The following is a 17239-nucleotide window of genomic DNA, read 5'->3' as shown; positions in this document are numbered from 1 at the left end:
ACTCAAAGGAGCACAACGTTTGGCAGAGGTCATTGCCGGCGTTGAGTTCAAAGACGGAATGCCGGAAGACGCCAAGAAAATCGCCGCTTGACCCGACAGTGTCATCCCCAACAATTGACATTAACTCGTGACCTGAGGTCTAGGAGAAAGGTTTTACATTGTTCTACCGTGTCCCCATAGTCTGTACTTAAGTAAAGAAATTATGAACGGGTCTTTCAGTAAGAATAGCTATCTTTGCATGCTCAAATCTACGCAGTTCTTTACTCTCCTTAATTGCTAATCTTTCACGCTGTTGCGCTCGCAGTAAATCTGCGCCACTCTTTAGTAAAGCTGATCTTTTTGCGCGAGATCCGAGCGTTACACAAAAAAATGGATGGTGATTCATGGACTCAAGGCTTAGGCCTCTCGGAGCGCCAGGATAGCCCGCCAGCTGGACATCTCAAGTACCACGGTTGTCCGTTAGTTGGGTTCGCCCGAGATGCCGCGCAAACATGCGCGATAGCGGTCCACCCAAGCTCGACGCGCTCAAAGCTTACATCACCAAGCGCGTCGACAAAGCCCGTCCAGAATGGATTCCGTTGCAGGCAATGATGCGGAAACTCAGGGCACTCGGCTATACCGGCTAGATTCGCCGGTAGCAGCAGTCCATGTAGACCTGCAAGACGGCCATCGGGGAAGATGCAGTAGTCCGGTTCGAGACACCCCAGACAGCGAATGCAATGTGACTTTGTTGTCTTCCGACGTGGATGCCATCCACTGCACATCAGCATCAGGGAGGTACTGGATCTTCCGCACTTCCCGCGGCGCATGCGCATCGTTCCACGACCTCGCTACCTTCGTCCATGGGCGGCATTTGGCGCCACTTACTAGACTTGCCATGCACCGGGCAACTAGTGCATCTGACTGTCGAAGTGCAACGCTTTCAATGCCGTACTTCCACCTTTGCCCGCCAAACGTTTCCCGTAGCACCGCTACTTGTCAATCCTTATCAACGCCTCATAGGCCGTCCTTTGGCACGTCGGTCTGGCTTTGGGAGTTGCTGCAGGATCACGCATTTCCAGTCACCCTTGCATGATCATCACTGACGAGACGAGTACACGTGCTCTCAAACGCATAGACACTCACGAGAAAACTCTATCAGTAGACGCCTCTGCGCAGCATATCGGAATCGATAACGAGCTTTTGCCGCGGACACCATGACGGCACGATTGAGGCCGACTTGGACCACCGAGCGCCAGTTGACTTGTTACCTGACTAGGCTACGCCGACCGTAGCGGTCTAGGTGAGAACACAGAATCAAGTTTGTACGGAAGCCTATGATCGCGCCAATGCGAATGCCGATACCATGTTCCAGCGAGCACCGCAGGCCCTGGTGGCAGATCGCTGGCATATACTGAAGAATCTATCGGCAATGCCATCGAGCGTCTTCTCTTTTGCTGCTAAATAGACCTACGAAGTAGTGGGACGGCACTGTTCTCACTTGCCTCTTGAAGCCTCTGAAGAGCATGACTACGCTGCTGTGGACGCCGCGTTGACGACTATCTATAGCACAGCATTACCGAGGAACATATCAAGGGACTGAAGATGATCAAACGACAAATGTATGGTCGAGCAAGCCTGCCTCTGTTACGTTCCCGACTGTTGCACCGGGAGTGATTTTTCAGGGCCGTCACACAAAGTGAGGATAAACCGGTATCTAACCCAACGTAGAGAGAAGAAAGGCGCCGTCATCGGCAACGCTGCCAAACAGTGACTCAGAATCGGCTGTGTAAGCACACGCAAAATGGCTCATTATGGACACGCTCAACAAGATAGGAATAGAGCTAGAAGGCCGGTTGTCGGCCCTTCACCTTCAAACATGTACTGCTATGGGCAGCGATCCGGAAGACGGCTTAGGCTTCTGTAGATGTGCGCCTTCGCGCACTGTCACATGCGTTAGGCTCTGCGTTAGCTTTACGCAATTGGTTGTGCCATCGTAGGTAAATGGATGGAGACGTTCAATCTCTAACCTACTTGTTGACGTCCTCTCCGCCCTCAGCCTTCGGCTGCCGCTTGCGCGGTAAGGATGGAGATTCCTGCTGCTGACGACGACGTCCCGCCGCGAGAATGTTGCAAGCCGCATTCACATCACGATGATGTGTTGTATTGCATTCGCCGCAAGTCCACTCCCTTACTCCACGACCTTCCTGACCACGCGGGCCAGTGCGGCTTTCACACACGCTACAGGTCTGGGTTGAATATGCTTCGTCGACTTCCTCGACCCACACGCCGGTGCGAGCGCCCTTATACAGCAGCATGGTTCGGAACGCGCTCCAGCCAGCATCCAGCACAGATTTCGCCATGCCGGTTTGCGACAATGCCTGAGCATTCACATTGCCTACGAAGATTGCACCATAGCTGTTGACCAGCCGAGTGTTCAATTGATGATGAAAGTCCCTCCTGCGCGCGCAAATCCTGGCATGGATGGCCTTGACCCGATCCTTCTTGCCAGCGCGCTGGGCAATCGCCAGTTTGTCTTCCATCCTCCGGTAGTAATTCTGCGCTTCAATAACCGCTCCGTCGCTGATCGCAGCGAAGTCCTTCAATCCAAGATCGGCACCCACGGAATCGGGGAACAGTAGCAACTGCACTTGCGGCACCTACTTAGGCATAGCACAGATATTGATATACCAGTGCCCAGCCGCATCTTCACTAATATTGCCAGCGCCAAGCTCGTAGCCAGACAGGCCGTAACTGTCCCAGATAGACAGGGCATGACCCTGAAAAGAGATCTTGCCTTGCTTGTATTTGGCCGACCGCGCCTTGAATGGTATCCAGCCCAGCGAGCGGCGTGTGCCGGACGATTTGTGCCAGGACGGCGCCATTTTTTATGCTGCACACGCCTCGTCACGTATTCTTCTGCAGCTGCTCGCGATCGAGCACCTTCATCGATAGTTCGTGACGGAATTCCAGACGAGGTTGACTGCCCGCGACATGGCGCCCAAGACCTTGGCATGCCGGTCTTTCAGGCAGAACCGGGAGGAGTGCGGACGTGTTGTTTGGTGCAGCGCTTCATGTTGTGGAAATGCACATTGCTTAAGTAAGGTTCACAATGGTCGATGCGAGGCTACGCCTTGCGCCCTATCCATCACCGCCCTACGCGGCGGTGCCTCTCTGGCATCTGGTGAAGAGCCGATAATATCGGCTCTGAGTAAGCATCAGCTAGACTACGGGGTACTAAAGTATAGGAATTCCACAGCAAGACGAAATCGAGCTAGAGATTGAGAAAGACCGCACCAAATATCACTTTAAAATCAGTGACTTACTTTTCTCAAATCATTTCCCTTGCAGGTTTCCTTATTTAAATCAATGAGTTACCGATTTTTATGTGCGCGCATAATTCTGGGTAGCAATCCATCACATAGCTGTACCGCCTTAGACAAGACAAAAGTATGCGCGCAAATTTTTCTTTTAAAATCAATTACTTAACCTTATTATTTTTGGACTGGATTTAATTTCTCCAATATATTCAATAACTTACGATTTCTTATGCACGCGCATAATTTTCAATAAAAAAGCCTGCTTCTGCAGGCTTCTGTGTTTTGAATCAACTAGCTTCTATTTGATCTACTCTCTCTCGCAATGCCGCAAGAATCCAGCGCTGAACTGTGTCCTCATCGACAGAAATGCCAGCACCTAAGGTGATCTGGATTTTGCCATTGGCTACTGTCGTAGAGAACAGGGTCTTGCCACTTTTTCCAGTGACGATTGCCTTGTCCTTCTTGCGACGAGCACGACTAGCTATTTTTCCCAGAAACCATTGTTTAAGGCTGCTCGCTTCCGCATCGTTCTCTAGTCGACCTATAAATTCCAAAATGAGCGGCAATTCTGAGGGATGCTCATTTAAAAGTTCGAGCATGACTTTCGCGGTCTTGGAACCAAATAATGACGGCTTATCCTCTAACCTGATACGTATTTCCTGTGGAAGCGTTAGGAGCTTCAAACAATTCGATACGGTGCTTTGGTGGCAGCCGAACATCTTAGCTATTTCGGTTTGGGTGTTCGCAAAGCCCCGCTCCTGCGCTCGCTGGTAAACCTTCGCCCGTTCGTACTCGCTTAGATCTACCCTTGCTTCATTTTGAAGAAGCGCAATCTTTTCAGCTTGGTTATCGTCGCAATCGACGATACGCGCTTCGATTTCGCCCCACCCAATGTTTCTTGCTGCTCTTGTTCTTCGATGTCCGCCTAGAAGCTCGTACTTGTCACCTTTCTTCCTGACAGTGATAGCTTCAACCTGGCCACTTGCGTTCAGCGACTCTCCAAGTGCATCTAACCCAATCGGGTCGTAGGTCAGCCGTGGCTGATAAGGGCTGTCTTCGATCAAGTTGATAGGAATCTTGCGTACGGCATCTGCTCCCGAAAGCGTGCTTACATACGTATCAATGTTGGCGTTAGGTGCTTCAACACCGTGCTCCTTCTTCTCTTCGTTCTCATAGAGTTCATCGGTGGAAATCTTTGGGCCGCTAGGAGGCAGATTCAATTTCATGACGGGCTTCGCGGCCGAAACCGAATCGCTGCCCCCCTCATTTGGGTTGTTTCCACCCCTATTGCGGAGTTGGGATATAAAGTCTTTGTCAGATGTACTCTTCTTAACCATTACTCCATCACTCCCATTCTCTTCATTAAAACCTCAGATACAACTCGCAGGTCGTTTGCCCCGATACTTGTCGCCTTCGAAAGGCACAGCGGCAGCTCGTACTCATCTGAGGAAAGCATCTTCGGGAAGTCCTCACTGCGTCTAATGCTTGCCTCAAGCCAGCAGTTCTCATACGCTTTGCGAATCGTTGACAACTGGTTGAGTACCCTTGGTCGGTTCTGATCAAAAAAGTTACCAACAATGATCAGTTCGGGGCACCGACTATACTGCTCGTCCATCTCGGTTAATACACTGGACAGGTAAGAAATCGCCTTCGTGCTGAACTTCTCCAAACTAATAGGTGCCAGTACATAGTCGCTAGCGAGGAGGGCGCCACGAGTCATTCGATTCTTCGCAGGTGCAGCGTCAAACATAATGATGTCGTAGCCGCTTAGGTCAATGTCTTTAAGCTTGCCATTGCGGGCATCCTTCAGTAGCTTGTTGATCGCCGTCTCCGCATTGCGCCCTTCAAGCGCTTCATAGGTCAGCATGGTGTCCAGACGGTCCAACGTAACGTCACTAGGTATCAAGTGAGGCCCGTGTTCACCGTACGGTTTCTTGACCACTTTATCCAAACTGACCGAACCACCCGGCCAATTTGGGAACAGATGCCCGAAATGATATTCAATACAGCGGTCTGCAGGTAGGTTAGCCTCTGCTGCTTCTTCCAGGGATAGTTCACTGTCATACCCAAAGCTCAAAGTCAGATTGCTCTGAAAATCGAGATCAATAACCAACGTCTTAAGGCCAGCAAGTGCGAAGAGGCAAGCCAGATTGGCAGCTGTCGTGGTTTTTCCAACTCCACCTTTAGGTGCATAGACGGTCAACGTTACTGCCTTCTTAGTCCGCTTCTTTGTTGCTTTCTTAGCGCGGTAGTCAGCTAGTTCGAAGATGTTTTCAATTGAGAAGATGCGTGTCTTGATCGCTGTGTCTTGCCGCAGTACGGCAATACCAGCGTCGTTAACATCCCTCCGAACTGTGTCGCCACTAGTTCCTAGTAAGGTTGCAACTGCCTGAGCCTTGAATGTTTTTGTGGTCAAGAGATCCTCGTTGGATGGTTTTATTGTTAGTGAGAATCATACCAGCAGTTTTATTCCATGCAAGGATTTTCGCTCGAATCTCACAAATATCCTCGCATCTGGCAACAAAGGAAGAATCTAAATGATAAGGTCGCGTACGGCTTCATCCTGTGAATAAGGCGTCTATCCAACGAAGCGGCCTGGCACAGTCCTGCATACGCATGCAGTTCAATACCAGAAGGTTTGCTTAGCTTAAGCTTGGCTATGATGGACCACCGCACTAGCCCAACTGCCTCACTTGAAGGCTTTCAAAAACTCTTTGTATGACCGCATGCTACCGTTTCCTGACCTGAATCACGCGTTCGAAGCACCACAATTTGCTGGTGGTCCCGCCACAAAGCATCTGCATAGACACAGGCTACGACTACGCACATATCTGGCAGGCTGTCGGTAGAACTGGGGAACCTGCTGCAAATTTATTCGCAAGGTGACGAGGGGTGGCGTTGCAATGCAGAACAGCGCGTAAGATGGATAACGCGGCGCAAGCACAGCGAGCTAACCGAACTTCGTGAGTGATTGATCTACTGGTGGAAAATAGCGAAGAACTATCTCGCCTTTCCACACCTGGCGTGCGACATCCTGACTTGACGATCCATAGGCTTACTGGGAAAACTCATAACTGTCCAACAATGAACTCGCATTCAAATCGAATAGATCTGCGGATTGATGAACCGTGTTAGCAAGCGAACAAGTAACAAGCAAAAAAGCGCTCCACACTGGGCGGCACAAAAGGCATGATGACATTCCCGTTTCGATAGGTCGACATATAAGTCCACCAACGAGAAATAGTGTTACAAGAGTTTTATCTGGTGCAATGAATATGGTAGGTACCACCATCGACATCATAAAGGGGAAGGGGAGATCAATCAAAAAGAAAGCAGCAGCGTTACTTGCGGATCTCCTATTTCCTGCTGCTTTGTTTACGTTTACAACCTTTAATGTTTACAAGGCGGGTTGGGCCTTATGTTACAACCCTTTGGCCCGAATATGGTGGAGAAAAACCCCCTTTTCGGTGGAGCAAATCCCCCGGCTACGGTGGAGATTTTCCCCCCGTCTATGTGGATGTAAACTTGCAATGGTGGAGGAAAACCCCCTCCTAATGTGGATGAAAACTTGGCAATGGTGGAGGAAAACCCCCTCTTTGAATGCTCACGAAAATACACCAGGATTTAACGGCATAAGTGTACTGATCGCTGGCAAACTTACCTAGATCTGAGGCTACGAAGGAATTTCAGACGTATTCTTCTTTTGCTGAGCGTATGGGATGGTCTTTTAGTTCACAGGAGCCTAATTAGTTGTGAAATACAAACACAAGCAATAAGACCGAGAGATGATGTTGTCTAAAAATAAATTTTCCCTAAGGGTTTCTATTTTGAATTGAAACGATAGGACTATGGTGGAGGAAAACCCCCTGCGTTTGAAGGCATGATGGTGGATAAAAACCCCTTCCAAACCGACCTTCAAAGACTCGAACCTAGAATTGTGCCCTTTGGTTTCCATGTGTTCACATGCTTTGAATGGTGGATAAATTCCCCCTCCTAGTCCAGAACTCCCATGGTGGAGGAAAACCCCTTGGTGACAATGCTTGTATGGTGGAGGAAAACCCCCTGTACACTGATGCCTATGATGGATAAAAACCCCCTAAGAAATAGCTATAATCGTGGATAAAAACCCCCTCCATCGGCACTCTGTCGAGCCTACATGCGCTCGCGTTTTGGTGTGAATGTGGTTGGAATTCCAAGTTCGGAACGTATTGTGGATAAAAACCCCCGGGTCTTCACGATCTCAATGGTGGATAAAAACCCCCCCTCCAAATTTGGCTGGAAAAATGGTGACAGCCAGGCGTCAAATGATCAATGGTGGATAAAAACCCCTTCCTATATCAAGACCACGCAAAAAAATCTGTTTTAGATATCGTGGACAAAAGCCCCCTCCTAATAGCAGCGCTGTCACATAAAGGTGAAGAGCTGATTCATATTGATAGCAAAGACACCGCACATAAGTGGATGTCAAAACAGGTTGACTTATCCACCATCCAAGGTAGCATTGCATATCGACAAAAATTTTATGGGCACACAGCGATGCCAAAACGGGGATCATCAAAAGCCAGTGATGGTTTGCAGATAAAGACGCCACAGGCACTTATCCACATCGAACATCGCATTTCTTTACTTCAATACAAGTATTGGATTTTGCTGTTACGCGAATACAAACGCCAATATGATGCCAACATCCCTGCTGAAGAGGGAGACTGGCGGTATATGCCTATGGCCGAAATCGCGAAAGCTATTGGTTATGTGCCCAACAAGAAGGAACTCTGGGACGATCTGGAAGCGCTGAAAAATCAGACGATCGCGTACAACTTCTTAAGCAAAGACGGTGGTACTGCGAAACGGGGAACGGGTTTCATCACTGAGTGGGAAGTGCACGCTACGCGGATCGGTTTCAAGTTCCCCAGTTTCATTATTGATGTGGTAAAGGGGCTGGATGAGCCACGAGCGATTTTCCAGTTGTTGAACTGGCAGATTTTCAACGCCTTCAGTGGCAAGTATGAAGCAATCATTTATAAACTTTGTCGCGACTATCGTGGCGTCCGTAAAACCCCATATTTCGATCTGGCTTCCTTCAGAAAGTACATGGGAATTGAAGAGCACGAATATAAAGAGTTTCGCGATCTGAACCGACTCGCTATCGCGGGGCCAGTTAAGACCATTAATAATTCAGATGTTTCGGATTTGAAGGTAGAGGTCGAATATGAAAAACGAGGTCGCAAGGTTATCGGATTGCGGTTCCTGGTGGAAGCCAAACAGCAGAGCATTATTCCATTTGACGAGATAGAGAATCTAGCGTTTCGCTTCGCCAAAGTTCCAATCGACCTGGTCACGCAACAGAAGTATCTTGAGATGCGTTCTCCAGAAGAGATCGAGAAGTGTATTGAGCGAGCCAATCAGTATGGTGAACAAGAGGTTCAAAAAGGTAAGAGCAACCCGAATTACGGTGCTCTGTATCGCAAGGCTATACAGGAAGGATGGCACACTACTCTAATCGCTCAGGAGGAAAGCAAGAAGGCTGAGACGCGCCGCAAGCAGGTAACGAAAAAAGCCGCGGAAGCAAAAGAGGCGGAAGAGGCGGCGCGTAATGCCGAGATTGCAGCACGTATTAACGCTGCATTTAGCGCATTTGATGCACTTTCGGAGGAGCGCAAGGACGAAATTCGGGAAGCGTTCCGAACCACCATTGCCGCAGTACCACCCATGAGAAAGAGCTTCGATAAGCAAGGGGAACAGGCCCCAATAATTCGTAGCCAGTTCGCTGACTACTTTATGTCTCTTCAAGAAGCGCAGACGAAAGGTGCTACGCCTGCAAAAGAGCGAGCAAGAGTAAGCCGATAACTTTAGATATTCCATGTCACTTGTCGCTAAGTGCTCTACAGGCAAACATGGTGCGAGTCATCGTATCTATCGACATTGGTGTTCAGCGCGATGTATTTCTTTTCTCGTATCTATGCTCGGGAGAACATGTGCCGACAGCGGTCACTTGGCCGCATTGAATGAACCCTGTGCTCGGTATAGGGCTCGCTACGTCATTCGCCGGATATGGCATTTTCACCTCAAAAAGCCGCATATTGGAGAGTAAGGTTCACCACCCTCAAATGCCGTTATAGCATGAAATAAGCCGGCTTACTGGTGTAAAAAACATGCAGTTTTGGGTCCCGTTTTTGCAATTTTTTACACATGGCGTCGTGCAAAAACAAGCACTTACGTGAAAAAGCGCACCGGCAGCATGACCGCGTAATTACGAGACTGAGACTATCCTAGATAGATCCTTCGTTGAGCCACTGGGAAGTGGTTTGCACCTTTTCAAGCGTGCTAGTGGAATCACAAAGAAGGCGCGTGTCTCTCCTATACTGCTGTGAAATAAGCGCACTTACCGCTTCTCTTGTCTGGGGGAAATGCGGTATCTCTCTCAATCAATTTAGTTGCGTTATTTTTAAGCTTGCATAATGAGCAGAGGTGCCAATCTTTTATCGTTGGCTTTCACCAACTGAAGAGGAGGGCAACATCATGTCGGCGACTCTTATGAATCTAGAACCAAAAGCCACACAACCCCGCTCGAGTAAGTATCTCGCTTCCGCAATGTTATTCGGATCGGTCTATTTTCTTCTCTCGTATCTTTGCCCCGGAGAGCAGGTGTCGACCTTGGTGAGTTGGCCGATCGAGATGAACCTTCTGTTCGGTCTTGGGCTCGCTGTAGCGTTCCTCGGATATGGATTTGTTAGCTTAAAACGGTCACAGATCGCAGAAGAAGGGCTGGGGACCTCTTGATGGCATCCTTGCAATAAATTTATGTTTTTGCAATAAAAAACCGGCATCGAAGTTGCAAATCAGTGTTCAAACAACGCTTATACGGAACGTTATCGTTCCAATTTGAACTGCCACATTCGTTTGAAATCAGGCACTTACAGGGGAAATAGGGGAGGCAGTCTGGCCGCACTCTTAAATTCGCGAATTCTCCAGGTAAACCGTTTTTCTAGGTAAGAGGTTAGGAGATTTCTACCCCCTCAAAGTGGCCGGCTTGAAGGCGAGGGAGGCGCCGCCCGCCCTCTCGAGCAGCGGCGGAAAACAGCACTTACAGTACAAACTTCCCCTTACCTTCGAACACGAGTACGGCATTGATCATTTCGAGCTAACCAGCATCTTTTAATCTCGGACGCAGGGGCATAGCCTGGAGTGCGTTTATTGGAGGTAAAGAAGATGCCTGGAGTCCCATTGATACGCAGCTTTTGCGCAAGGGCCCTGTTACGTTCGATCGGGGTTTCGCAGTCGCTCTTCGCAACCGGCTCTTTGCCCGAGGCCATGTAGTCATTCTACGCTTTTGTCTTGTTTGCGGAGCACCAGATTGCTTTCGAATTGGCAGTGGAGTCAGGGGAGAGAATCGGGTACAGGAATGTGTACACCGTGACGTTGTTCAACTGCCCCCGTTCCGAATGCAGCTTCTTGCAGTAGCCGCAGTTCGGATCTCAATGACGACCCTGTTCCAAGGCAATAATGGAACGATTTGGGGCGGGCTGCCGTCGGAGAACATCGCACGCATTGAAATCATTCGTGGACCAGGATCGGCATTATACGGTGCTGATGCACTGGCTGGTGTTATTGATATCATCACAAAAACTTCGAGTGAGATTGGCAGAACGAAGGTGGGCGTCCGGTGCTGGATCATTCGAGTCACGAAATGCATGGGTTCAGCATGGGGAAAAGCGGGCGGTGTAGATATCGCCGCGTACCTGAATGTCGGAACGACCAACGGCCACAAGCGCGTGTTAGATGAAGACGCTCAGACTTTGCGGGATCGAATAGCGGGAACTCGAAGCGACCTTGGATTCGCGCCAAGAGACCAAGTCTATCTCCGAGCGTCGTGGGCAGTCGCGTATGGCCGGCAGCTGAACTCCCAACTTACTTGGGTGGCAAATCGAGCACGCTCTGCCGGCGACTCCCGACCGCCGGTTGCGGAGTATAAGACGTTCGACTTGAGAGCGCACCTGGAACCATACCGAATGACTTACCTATGGCCCCACGTGCGTTCTACCTCCAAGCATTGATACAGATGTGGTTTAGCATACCGAACCACATCTGGCTATCTCGATAGCGTTCCGCTCCTACCAGGATTACTCAGACTAGCAGGCAAGAATGTAGCAGACTCAACAGTTCACCTCGCCGTAGTAATCTGTCGGAGTCGTCGCCCGTACATGTCCATCACGGCCAATGGCAACATAGTATTGTGTGGTGACCGGGACGCGTATATGGATATGATCTTGGCATTCCTCTATCGAAGTAGGGTTTGGGTTTTTGGACGGTTGATAGATCGGCATATTTTCTCCTTTCAAGGTGTGAACAAATGGCGTTAACGTGGTGCCTGTTACGCCGGCAGCCTTTTAGCGACGTGGATTGCAGCGGCCTCTAATGCTTGCCGTATTCCCGACTCCAATGGAGCCCACTCCAATGCGAACCGGGAGCTATGAATCTTCCATAATTGATACACCTTGGCTAACGAGATTTCCACGTTGTCCTCGGAGGCCAACAGCTCTGTCAACACAAGCACGTCGGTCATGTATTCTTTTGGAGGGCGTTCATCTGCTGCTTGCGTTTGTAATGCAAGAACCCCTTCAGCGATCACCGCTCTGAAGCGAGCCTGCTCATCACTGCTTTGTTTGCGAATGAGCGGTCCGTAATATGCAGCTGTGACGGTGTCGCGGCCATGACCAAGCATGAGCGAAACTTCTGTTTGCCGGAATTTCAGTTCGTCCTTTGGGAGATTTGACGTGGTCCCGCCCAAAGTCGTGGGAACGAACTCTTTGAAAAGCGCCTGATTTTCTGCGAACTGCGCGCGCAATCCATGGAGCGTAACCCCTAGGTTCTCTTTCGTCGCACCAATTCGGCGGGCGAGGTCAGAATAGCGTTTCAAGTTCTTCTTGATGTTGGCCGGTTTACCGTTGCCATCGTAGTCCCATCCAAGATGCTTGGTCTTGCCAATCTTGGACTTCACATATTCCAGAATCTGCCTTTGATGTTCATACTCAATCGGTATATCACGCGGACGTCCGTTTTTACCTTCGCTGGGATAGACCCGTAAATCGCTTCCGCGGTCCGCAATCCATGGCCGGCAATGAAGAACCTCTTCTCTGCGTAGGCCAAACGCCAGTTCCAATCGGAGCATCAAGCCAAACCTTTCGTTTGCTCTGTCAGCCGCCGCGATGCAGCTGGCAACGTCAACGCCGTTAGCAGTGAAACCTTTGCTCTTCTCCGCTGCAGTCTTGATTACCAACTGTTCCGCAGGTACCTCTGGAAGATAGTCTTGCCAGGACCGCACTAGATTAGGCTTACCCATCTGTGCGAACACCACCTTTAGCCGGGAGACGTAGTTTTGGATCGTCTTCGGCCGCAAGCCGCGGTTTAGGAACCATTCGCGTACAACCGCGGTGATATGGCGGTCTCCTACATTGCTCAGCTTTTGGACCTTATATCCCGACTCGTGCAACACCTTCATAAAGGCATTCACCGCCTCTGCTGTTGCATCCTTCGTTCGCTCCGACGCGACGTTGCCGTTGTTTCTGAGAAACTCCGAAAGTAGTTCGCTCAATTCGCTACGCCAGTGTTCCATTTCGTTCTCCCATTCAATTAGTCAAATATCACTACGCCACCTTCAACCAGAGAGCCTGAGTGACCACGTATTCGCGCGTCGTTGAAGCTGCCTGGTTGAAGGTGCGTAAGGGGTCGTACGTTGTCGATCTTTCTAAAACAAGCGGGGAGAAGGACCCGTCTTAAGTATCCTGATTTCGTGTCGTTGCACCTTCTTGCTCACTACAACAACACGTCACCACCTTACGGTTAGTGATTACCTGACCTACCGCCGTCAGGCGCCGAACATTCACGGAGTTTCTCCCGTTGCGCATCCAGTCCGCTTGGGACCGGTATGGGTGGCGCAATCACCCTCTAAGTTGTTGTGAACACAGGATTCCCTGCGAAGAGTCTGATGGGTGCCGGCCAGGTCTCAATGCCTGGAGTGCAGTCCATCCCGCCACGAGCGGTCGTCTATCGTTGTCGTTCAATGTTTCAGCAATCGCCAGTGCTGGTCGATGCGCATATAACCCGTTCGGGTTACCGAGAAACTCTAAATTTGGAGCCTCGCATTTTTAATATGTGCTTGGGATCGGTCCGAGATTTGCCCCGAAACCCGCACAAATACTGGTGTGGCGCGACACTCTGTGTCGAGCTTGGTTCGACCCAATAGAGACGAAAAAAACTGCGCTACTCCAAACGGTACAGCAATAGTGGAGCAGGACAAAGGTCGACGCGTGATAGCCGCAAGGCTTTTCGAGGTGTAGATAGGGCGTGCACCCTAGCTCAGATAGATGCCGAACATCGGCGTTGGGAAATCTGGCGAATAGCAAACAGGCTATTCGTCAGAAATAGACGTGCTTGTAGATTGAGTGCTGCGGTATTTAACCAGCAGGCCGCATGGCGGCTAATTGAAGAACTACGGGCCGCAGAGCGACAGAAGCATTATATGCGCGATCTTAAATCCCGAGCAACACAAAAGTAACGCGTTGTAGAGGCGGCGATTTAGGTCGGTTAAGTTGGGAGTGAATGTGCCGTGGCAAATACAGACGGGAGTAAATCTGCCGTGGCAAATACAGGCGGGAGTGAAGCTGCCGTGGCAAATACAGACGGGAGTGAAGCTGCCGCGGCAAATATAGACGGGAGTAAATCTGCCGCAGGACGTCAATACATCTATAAAAAATGCCTCGCATTCAACCCGGTCCAACTGTTGGGTAGTCCTATATTTGCGACTACCAGCAACTCAATGGAAAATGACATGAAGCAATTTGCAATCGGAATGGATATCGGGCACTCGCGGGTGAAGGTGCGGGCTGGTTTCACAAGAGACCAATCAAGTCGCATCAGCTTTGATATTCCCACTGTGGTGACACCAGCTATCCAGTTAGGAAACGATAAAACCAGGAAAGAAGCCGAGCTGGACACGGTACAAATTGGCTCGAATACCTTCTTTGTCGGTCAGACGGCCCTGCGCCAGGTGCAGCCTGATAGCTTCACCGGTGAAAGCGCCGACTGGATTAACACCACACAGCATGACGCTCTCCTTATTGCGGCGTGGAGGTATGCTCTTGATCGGTCTGGGGAGCGGAGCAGAATCACTCGAATACACCTGGTCTTAGGGTTGCCGGCTAAGTACTATAACGGCCAAAGAGACGCACTCAAGCAGCGCGTGGTGAAGCTTCTTGCTCCCACATTGGGGCCGAATCAGACGTTGAAGGTGTTTGTACAGAATCAAGCGGAGGCACCGCTTCAATGGATCGCCTTGAAACCTGATGGGACTGTGAATGGTGACAAGAATCTTGAGAACCAGACTTTGGGAACAATAGAGATCGGACACTACACGACAGATTTTAGTTACTGCGATCGGGGAAGCATGATCGAACAAGCGTCCACATCGTGTGCAGGTGTCAATACGGTCTATACCGCTTTAGCGGCATTGATGACCGAGAGATCGATTCCATCAAACGTTGAGTCGGTAGAAGAAGTGGTCAAGCACCGAAAGCTCAAGGGGCATGACCTTGGCGAGTTGCTCGATCGCGCAAGGAAGCCCTTCGTCGCGACGGTTGTAGATCAGGCAAGGCGCGTGTTTGGTCAGAAAGCATTTCTTATGGATAGCTTGATTCTCGCGGGTGGCGGCGCCCCACTGGTCCTGAATGAACTTAGGCAGCTATTTGGCGACAAGGTGCAAATAGATGATGACTCGCGGATGGTAGTAGCGGAGGGCTTTTGCCGGGTCGGTTTGCTTACTCTCCTTAATAACTAGTGACCGTACGGATATTGAGGAATGGAGAGCAAAGTGCAAGAGAGAAAAAATCGGGTAGGGAGAATCGATGTCCGCTTTAGCGTCGATTTTTTTAAATTCCCGGCAGTACATACGCTCCTCACAACAATGCCAGCCTTGGAGCGTTCTAGCCTGCTGTTGTCGTTGCTTGAGGAGCATATCCAAAAGACAAAACATCCGGCGGCAGACACCGAAGTTCAGTTGAAGATGGTCGCCTCTTGGCTCTCGTCTGGGAAGGCCAACGGCACCATCAAAACAAATGCAGAGATATCATGGACGCTAGCGGAACGGTCAGTTATGAGCACAACAAAAACAATGAGCGTGGGCTCAACGGCGATTCCAGAACGAGACGTCGCTCCTGCTCCTATGTCCAGACCTGTGTCGGATTTATCTCCTGCACAAGGGAACATCGATGTCGCGCTCCCGGACGACAGTGCAGAGCCGAAGGTATCGCAGGAGACATCTGCTGCTATAGAGAACGGGAAAATGCCGCTATCGCCCATGGTAAGTCGATGGGTGACAGAGTGACTTATAAGGCCACCTGATATCGGATACTATCGTTTCTATGCTACCCGCTGTCGTACCCCTGTGTTGACGAAAATACCATAGATGGGGCCGGTACATGAGTATAAAAGGGTATTTATCTGTAGTAGTTCAGAGTTGATCTGAGAGTAAGGCCTTGCCAAAGGGTGGGGTTGCCCGGTTTGATAGAGGTGCAAATCTTTATGAAACTAGCGCGCAAGCGCCAAGGAGTAACCCTATGAGTAGTGTGTTCCTCAGAACGTCATCAAACATATGGTCGGGCTGCTGAACTTGATAATGTGTCCCGTGCCTGCAAGGTGATGAACTTTTCTCGCGACACTTTCTACCGCTATCAGTCTGCTTCCGCCGAAGGCGGCGTGGATGCGCTTATCAACGCCAGTCGGAAGAAGACCAACCTTCGTCACCGAGTCGAAGAAGCCACGGAAGCGGCGGTCACTGCCTTTGCTCTTGAGCAACCAGCGTTTGGACAGGTACGAGTTTCCAACGAGCGGCGCAAGCGCGGCATCTTCATTTCTCCCTCTGCCGTACGTTCCGTGTGGATGCGGCGAGACCTGGAATCGTTCAAGAAGCGGCTGGCTGCTCTCGAACGCCACGTCGCTCAAACAGGCGAAGTATTGATCGAGCTACAGGTCGGGGCGTTGGAGAGAAGAAGCAGGAAGACGATGTGGCGCATGGCGAGATCGAAACGGCGCATCTTGGTTATTTGGGCAGCCAGGACACCTTTTACGTGGGCACGATCAAGGGCGTCGGACGTATCTGCCAGCAGACCTTTGTCGACACCTATTCGAAGTGGGCAGCAGCCAAGCTTTACACGACCAAGACGCCCATTACAGCGGCCGACTTGCTCAATAATCGCGTCCTGCCGGTCTTTGATGAACAAGGCATGGGCATGATCCGTGTGCTGAATGATAGTGGGACTGAGTATTGCGGCAAGCCGGAAGCTCATGGCTACCAGCTCTATCTTGTCTTGAAGGATATAGAACATACGAAAACCAAGGCAAACCATCCGCAGACCAATGGCATCCGCGAGCGCTTCCACAAGACGATTCTCAACGAGTTCTACTAGGTAACGTTCCGGCGAGCGCGACTTTGCCATGCACATCCACGCCGTAAACATGGAATACATTTTTTGCTAGATCGATGCCAATTGCCATGATTTTTATGTCGCCGCGCCTTTTTTAAACGTAGTGGTTGCAACGTTACCTTGGTATATAGAGGCCTAGCGGGAGCGGGCGACCATTCCATCAAGTTTTCGCCACTGGGTTGAAAACTTTTGTGTTCGACAATCTTCACTGCCAGAGTGCTAGACCTAGCGAGGAGCAACGCCAAGTGCTAAGAGTTTGCATCCGAACTCGGTTAGATACATAGTACATTTTGTTATAAACGCTCTAGTCGCCCAACAGCAAAAGCCTTTCACGTCCAACCGAAAGTGTCATTTCAAACACTATACCCCGCGCTCACAGAGGGCCCCCAACCTTGGAGGCCTTTACTGTGTTTGATAAAGGAAGTTGTAAAAGGAGCAGCAGGGCGCGCCTTGGCTTGGGTT

General features: G+C 50.2%; 10 protein-coding genes and 2 pseudogenes. 6 read left to right on the top strand and 6 right to left on the bottom strand.

Annotated elements, in window-relative coordinates:
* Positions 1–2009: 2009 nt before the first annotated feature.
* The 4 genes from IGW03_RS31350 to IGW03_RS31335 all read right to left on the bottom strand — a co-directional run bounded on the left by IGW03_RS31350 (position 2010) and on the right by IGW03_RS31335 (position 5715).
* Positions 2010–2630 carry an RNA-guided endonuclease InsQ/TnpB family protein gene (locus IGW03_RS31350; protein ID WP_194726387.1) on the bottom strand — a complete coding sequence of 207 codons (621 nt, stop codon included), beginning with the start codon at positions 2628–2630 and terminating at the stop codon, positions 2010–2012.
* Positions 2631–2639: 9 nt separating this feature from the next.
* Positions 2640–2864 (bottom strand): hypothetical protein, encoded by a 225-nt coding sequence (locus IGW03_RS31345; RefSeq protein ID WP_194726386.1) that lies wholly within the window; start codon positions 2862–2864, stop codon positions 2640–2642.
* A 722-nt stretch (positions 2865–3586) separates the two neighbouring features.
* The gene (locus IGW03_RS31340; RefSeq protein ID WP_194726385.1) at positions 3587–4525 is read right to left on the bottom strand and encodes a ParB/RepB/Spo0J family partition protein; all 939 of its coding nucleotides are present in this window, start codon (positions 4523–4525) and stop codon (positions 3587–3589) included.
* A gap of 110 nt (positions 4526–4635) precedes the next feature.
* Positions 4636–5715, bottom strand: a complete 1080-nt coding sequence (locus tag IGW03_RS31335; RefSeq protein ID WP_194726384.1) for a ParA family protein — start codon at positions 5713–5715, stop codon at positions 4636–4638.
* 1740 nt (positions 5716–7455) lie between these two features.
* Between IGW03_RS31335 and IGW03_RS31330 the strand changes: the two genes are divergently transcribed.
* Together IGW03_RS31330 and IGW03_RS31325 are read left to right on the top strand one after the other, a co-directional pair.
* Entirely contained in the window at positions 7456–7665 is a 210-nt protein-coding gene (locus IGW03_RS31330; protein WP_194726383.1) for a hypothetical protein, read from the top strand.
* The gene (locus IGW03_RS31325; protein WP_194726382.1) at positions 7611–9146 is read left to right on the top strand and encodes a replication initiation protein; all 1536 of its coding nucleotides are present in this window, start codon (positions 7611–7613) and stop codon (positions 9144–9146) included. The genes IGW03_RS31330 and IGW03_RS31325 overlap by 55 nt, the downstream gene beginning before the upstream one ends.
* Positions 9147–10621: 1475 nt before the next feature.
* On the opposite strand, the pseudogene IGW03_RS39400 reads toward IGW03_RS31325, so the two are convergent.
* A pseudogene (locus IGW03_RS39400) lies at positions 10622–10762 on the bottom strand (DsbC family protein); the annotation flags it as partial.
* Between IGW03_RS39400 and IGW03_RS39120 the strand changes: the two are divergent.
* A complete protein-coding gene (locus IGW03_RS39120; protein WP_194726380.1) occupies positions 10742–11353 on the top strand; it encodes a TonB-dependent receptor plug domain-containing protein in 612 nt (203 codons plus the stop codon). The pseudogene IGW03_RS39400 and the gene IGW03_RS39120 sit on opposite strands and share 21 nt — an antisense overlap.
* Before the next feature lie 317 nt (positions 11354–11670).
* Here the strand turns inward: IGW03_RS39120 and IGW03_RS31305 are convergent, their stop codons facing one another.
* Entirely contained in the window at positions 11671–12912 is a 1242-nt protein-coding gene (locus tag IGW03_RS31305; RefSeq protein WP_194726379.1) for a phage integrase N-terminal domain-containing protein, read from the bottom strand.
* 1215 nt (positions 12913–14127) lie between these two features.
* Here IGW03_RS31305 and IGW03_RS31300 point away from each other — a divergent pair.
* The 3 genes and pseudogenes from IGW03_RS31300 to IGW03_RS31290 form a co-directional block, all read left to right on the top strand.
* On the top strand, positions 14128–15132 hold the full coding sequence (locus IGW03_RS31300) for a ParM/StbA family protein (RefSeq protein ID WP_194726378.1): 1005 nt from the start codon (positions 14128–14130) through the stop codon (positions 15130–15132).
* Between the two features lie 21 nt (positions 15133–15153).
* Positions 15154–15678, top strand: a complete 525-nt coding sequence (locus tag IGW03_RS31295; protein ID WP_194726377.1) for a hypothetical protein — start codon at positions 15154–15156, stop codon at positions 15676–15678.
* A gap of 267 nt (positions 15679–15945) precedes the next feature.
* Positions 15946–16756: pseudogene (locus IGW03_RS31290) on the top strand (helix-turn-helix domain-containing protein); the annotation flags it as partial.
* Positions 16757–17239: the final 483 nt, after the last annotated feature.

The sequence above is a fragment of the Noviherbaspirillum malthae genome, from assembly GCF_015352985.1.
Lineage (GTDB): Bacteria > Pseudomonadota > Gammaproteobacteria > Burkholderiales > Burkholderiaceae_D > Noviherbaspirillum > Noviherbaspirillum malthae.
This window is presented reverse-complemented; position numbering and strand designations above follow the sequence as displayed.

Bases quoted from the DNA above. Each gene is read 5' to 3' on its own strand.
- IGW03_RS31345 (WP_194726386.1), bottom strand. From the start codon at position 2,864: ATGGCGCCGTCCTGGCACAAATCGTCCGGCACACGCCGCTCGCTGGGC.
- IGW03_RS31340 (WP_194726385.1), bottom strand. From the start codon at position 4,525: ATGAAATTGAATCTGCCTCCTAGCGGCCCAAAGATTTCCACCGATGAA.
- IGW03_RS31330 (WP_194726383.1), top strand. From the start codon at position 7,456: ATGCGCTCGCGTTTTGGTGTGAATGTGGTTGGAATTCCAAGTTCGGAA.
- IGW03_RS31325 (WP_194726382.1), top strand. From the start codon at position 7,611: ATGGTGGATAAAAACCCCTTCCTATATCAAGACCACGCAAAAAAATCT.
- IGW03_RS39120 (WP_194726380.1), top strand. From the start codon at position 10,742: ATGCAGCTTCTTGCAGTAGCCGCAGTTCGGATCTCAATGACGACCCTG.
- IGW03_RS31305 (WP_194726379.1), bottom strand. From the start codon at position 12,912: ATGGAACACTGGCGTAGCGAATTGAGCGAACTACTTTCGGAGTTTCTC.
- IGW03_RS31300 (WP_194726378.1), top strand. From the start codon at position 14,128: ATGAAGCAATTTGCAATCGGAATGGATATCGGGCACTCGCGGGTGAAG.
- IGW03_RS31295 (WP_194726377.1), top strand. From the start codon at position 15,154: ATGGAGAGCAAAGTGCAAGAGAGAAAAAATCGGGTAGGGAGAATCGAT.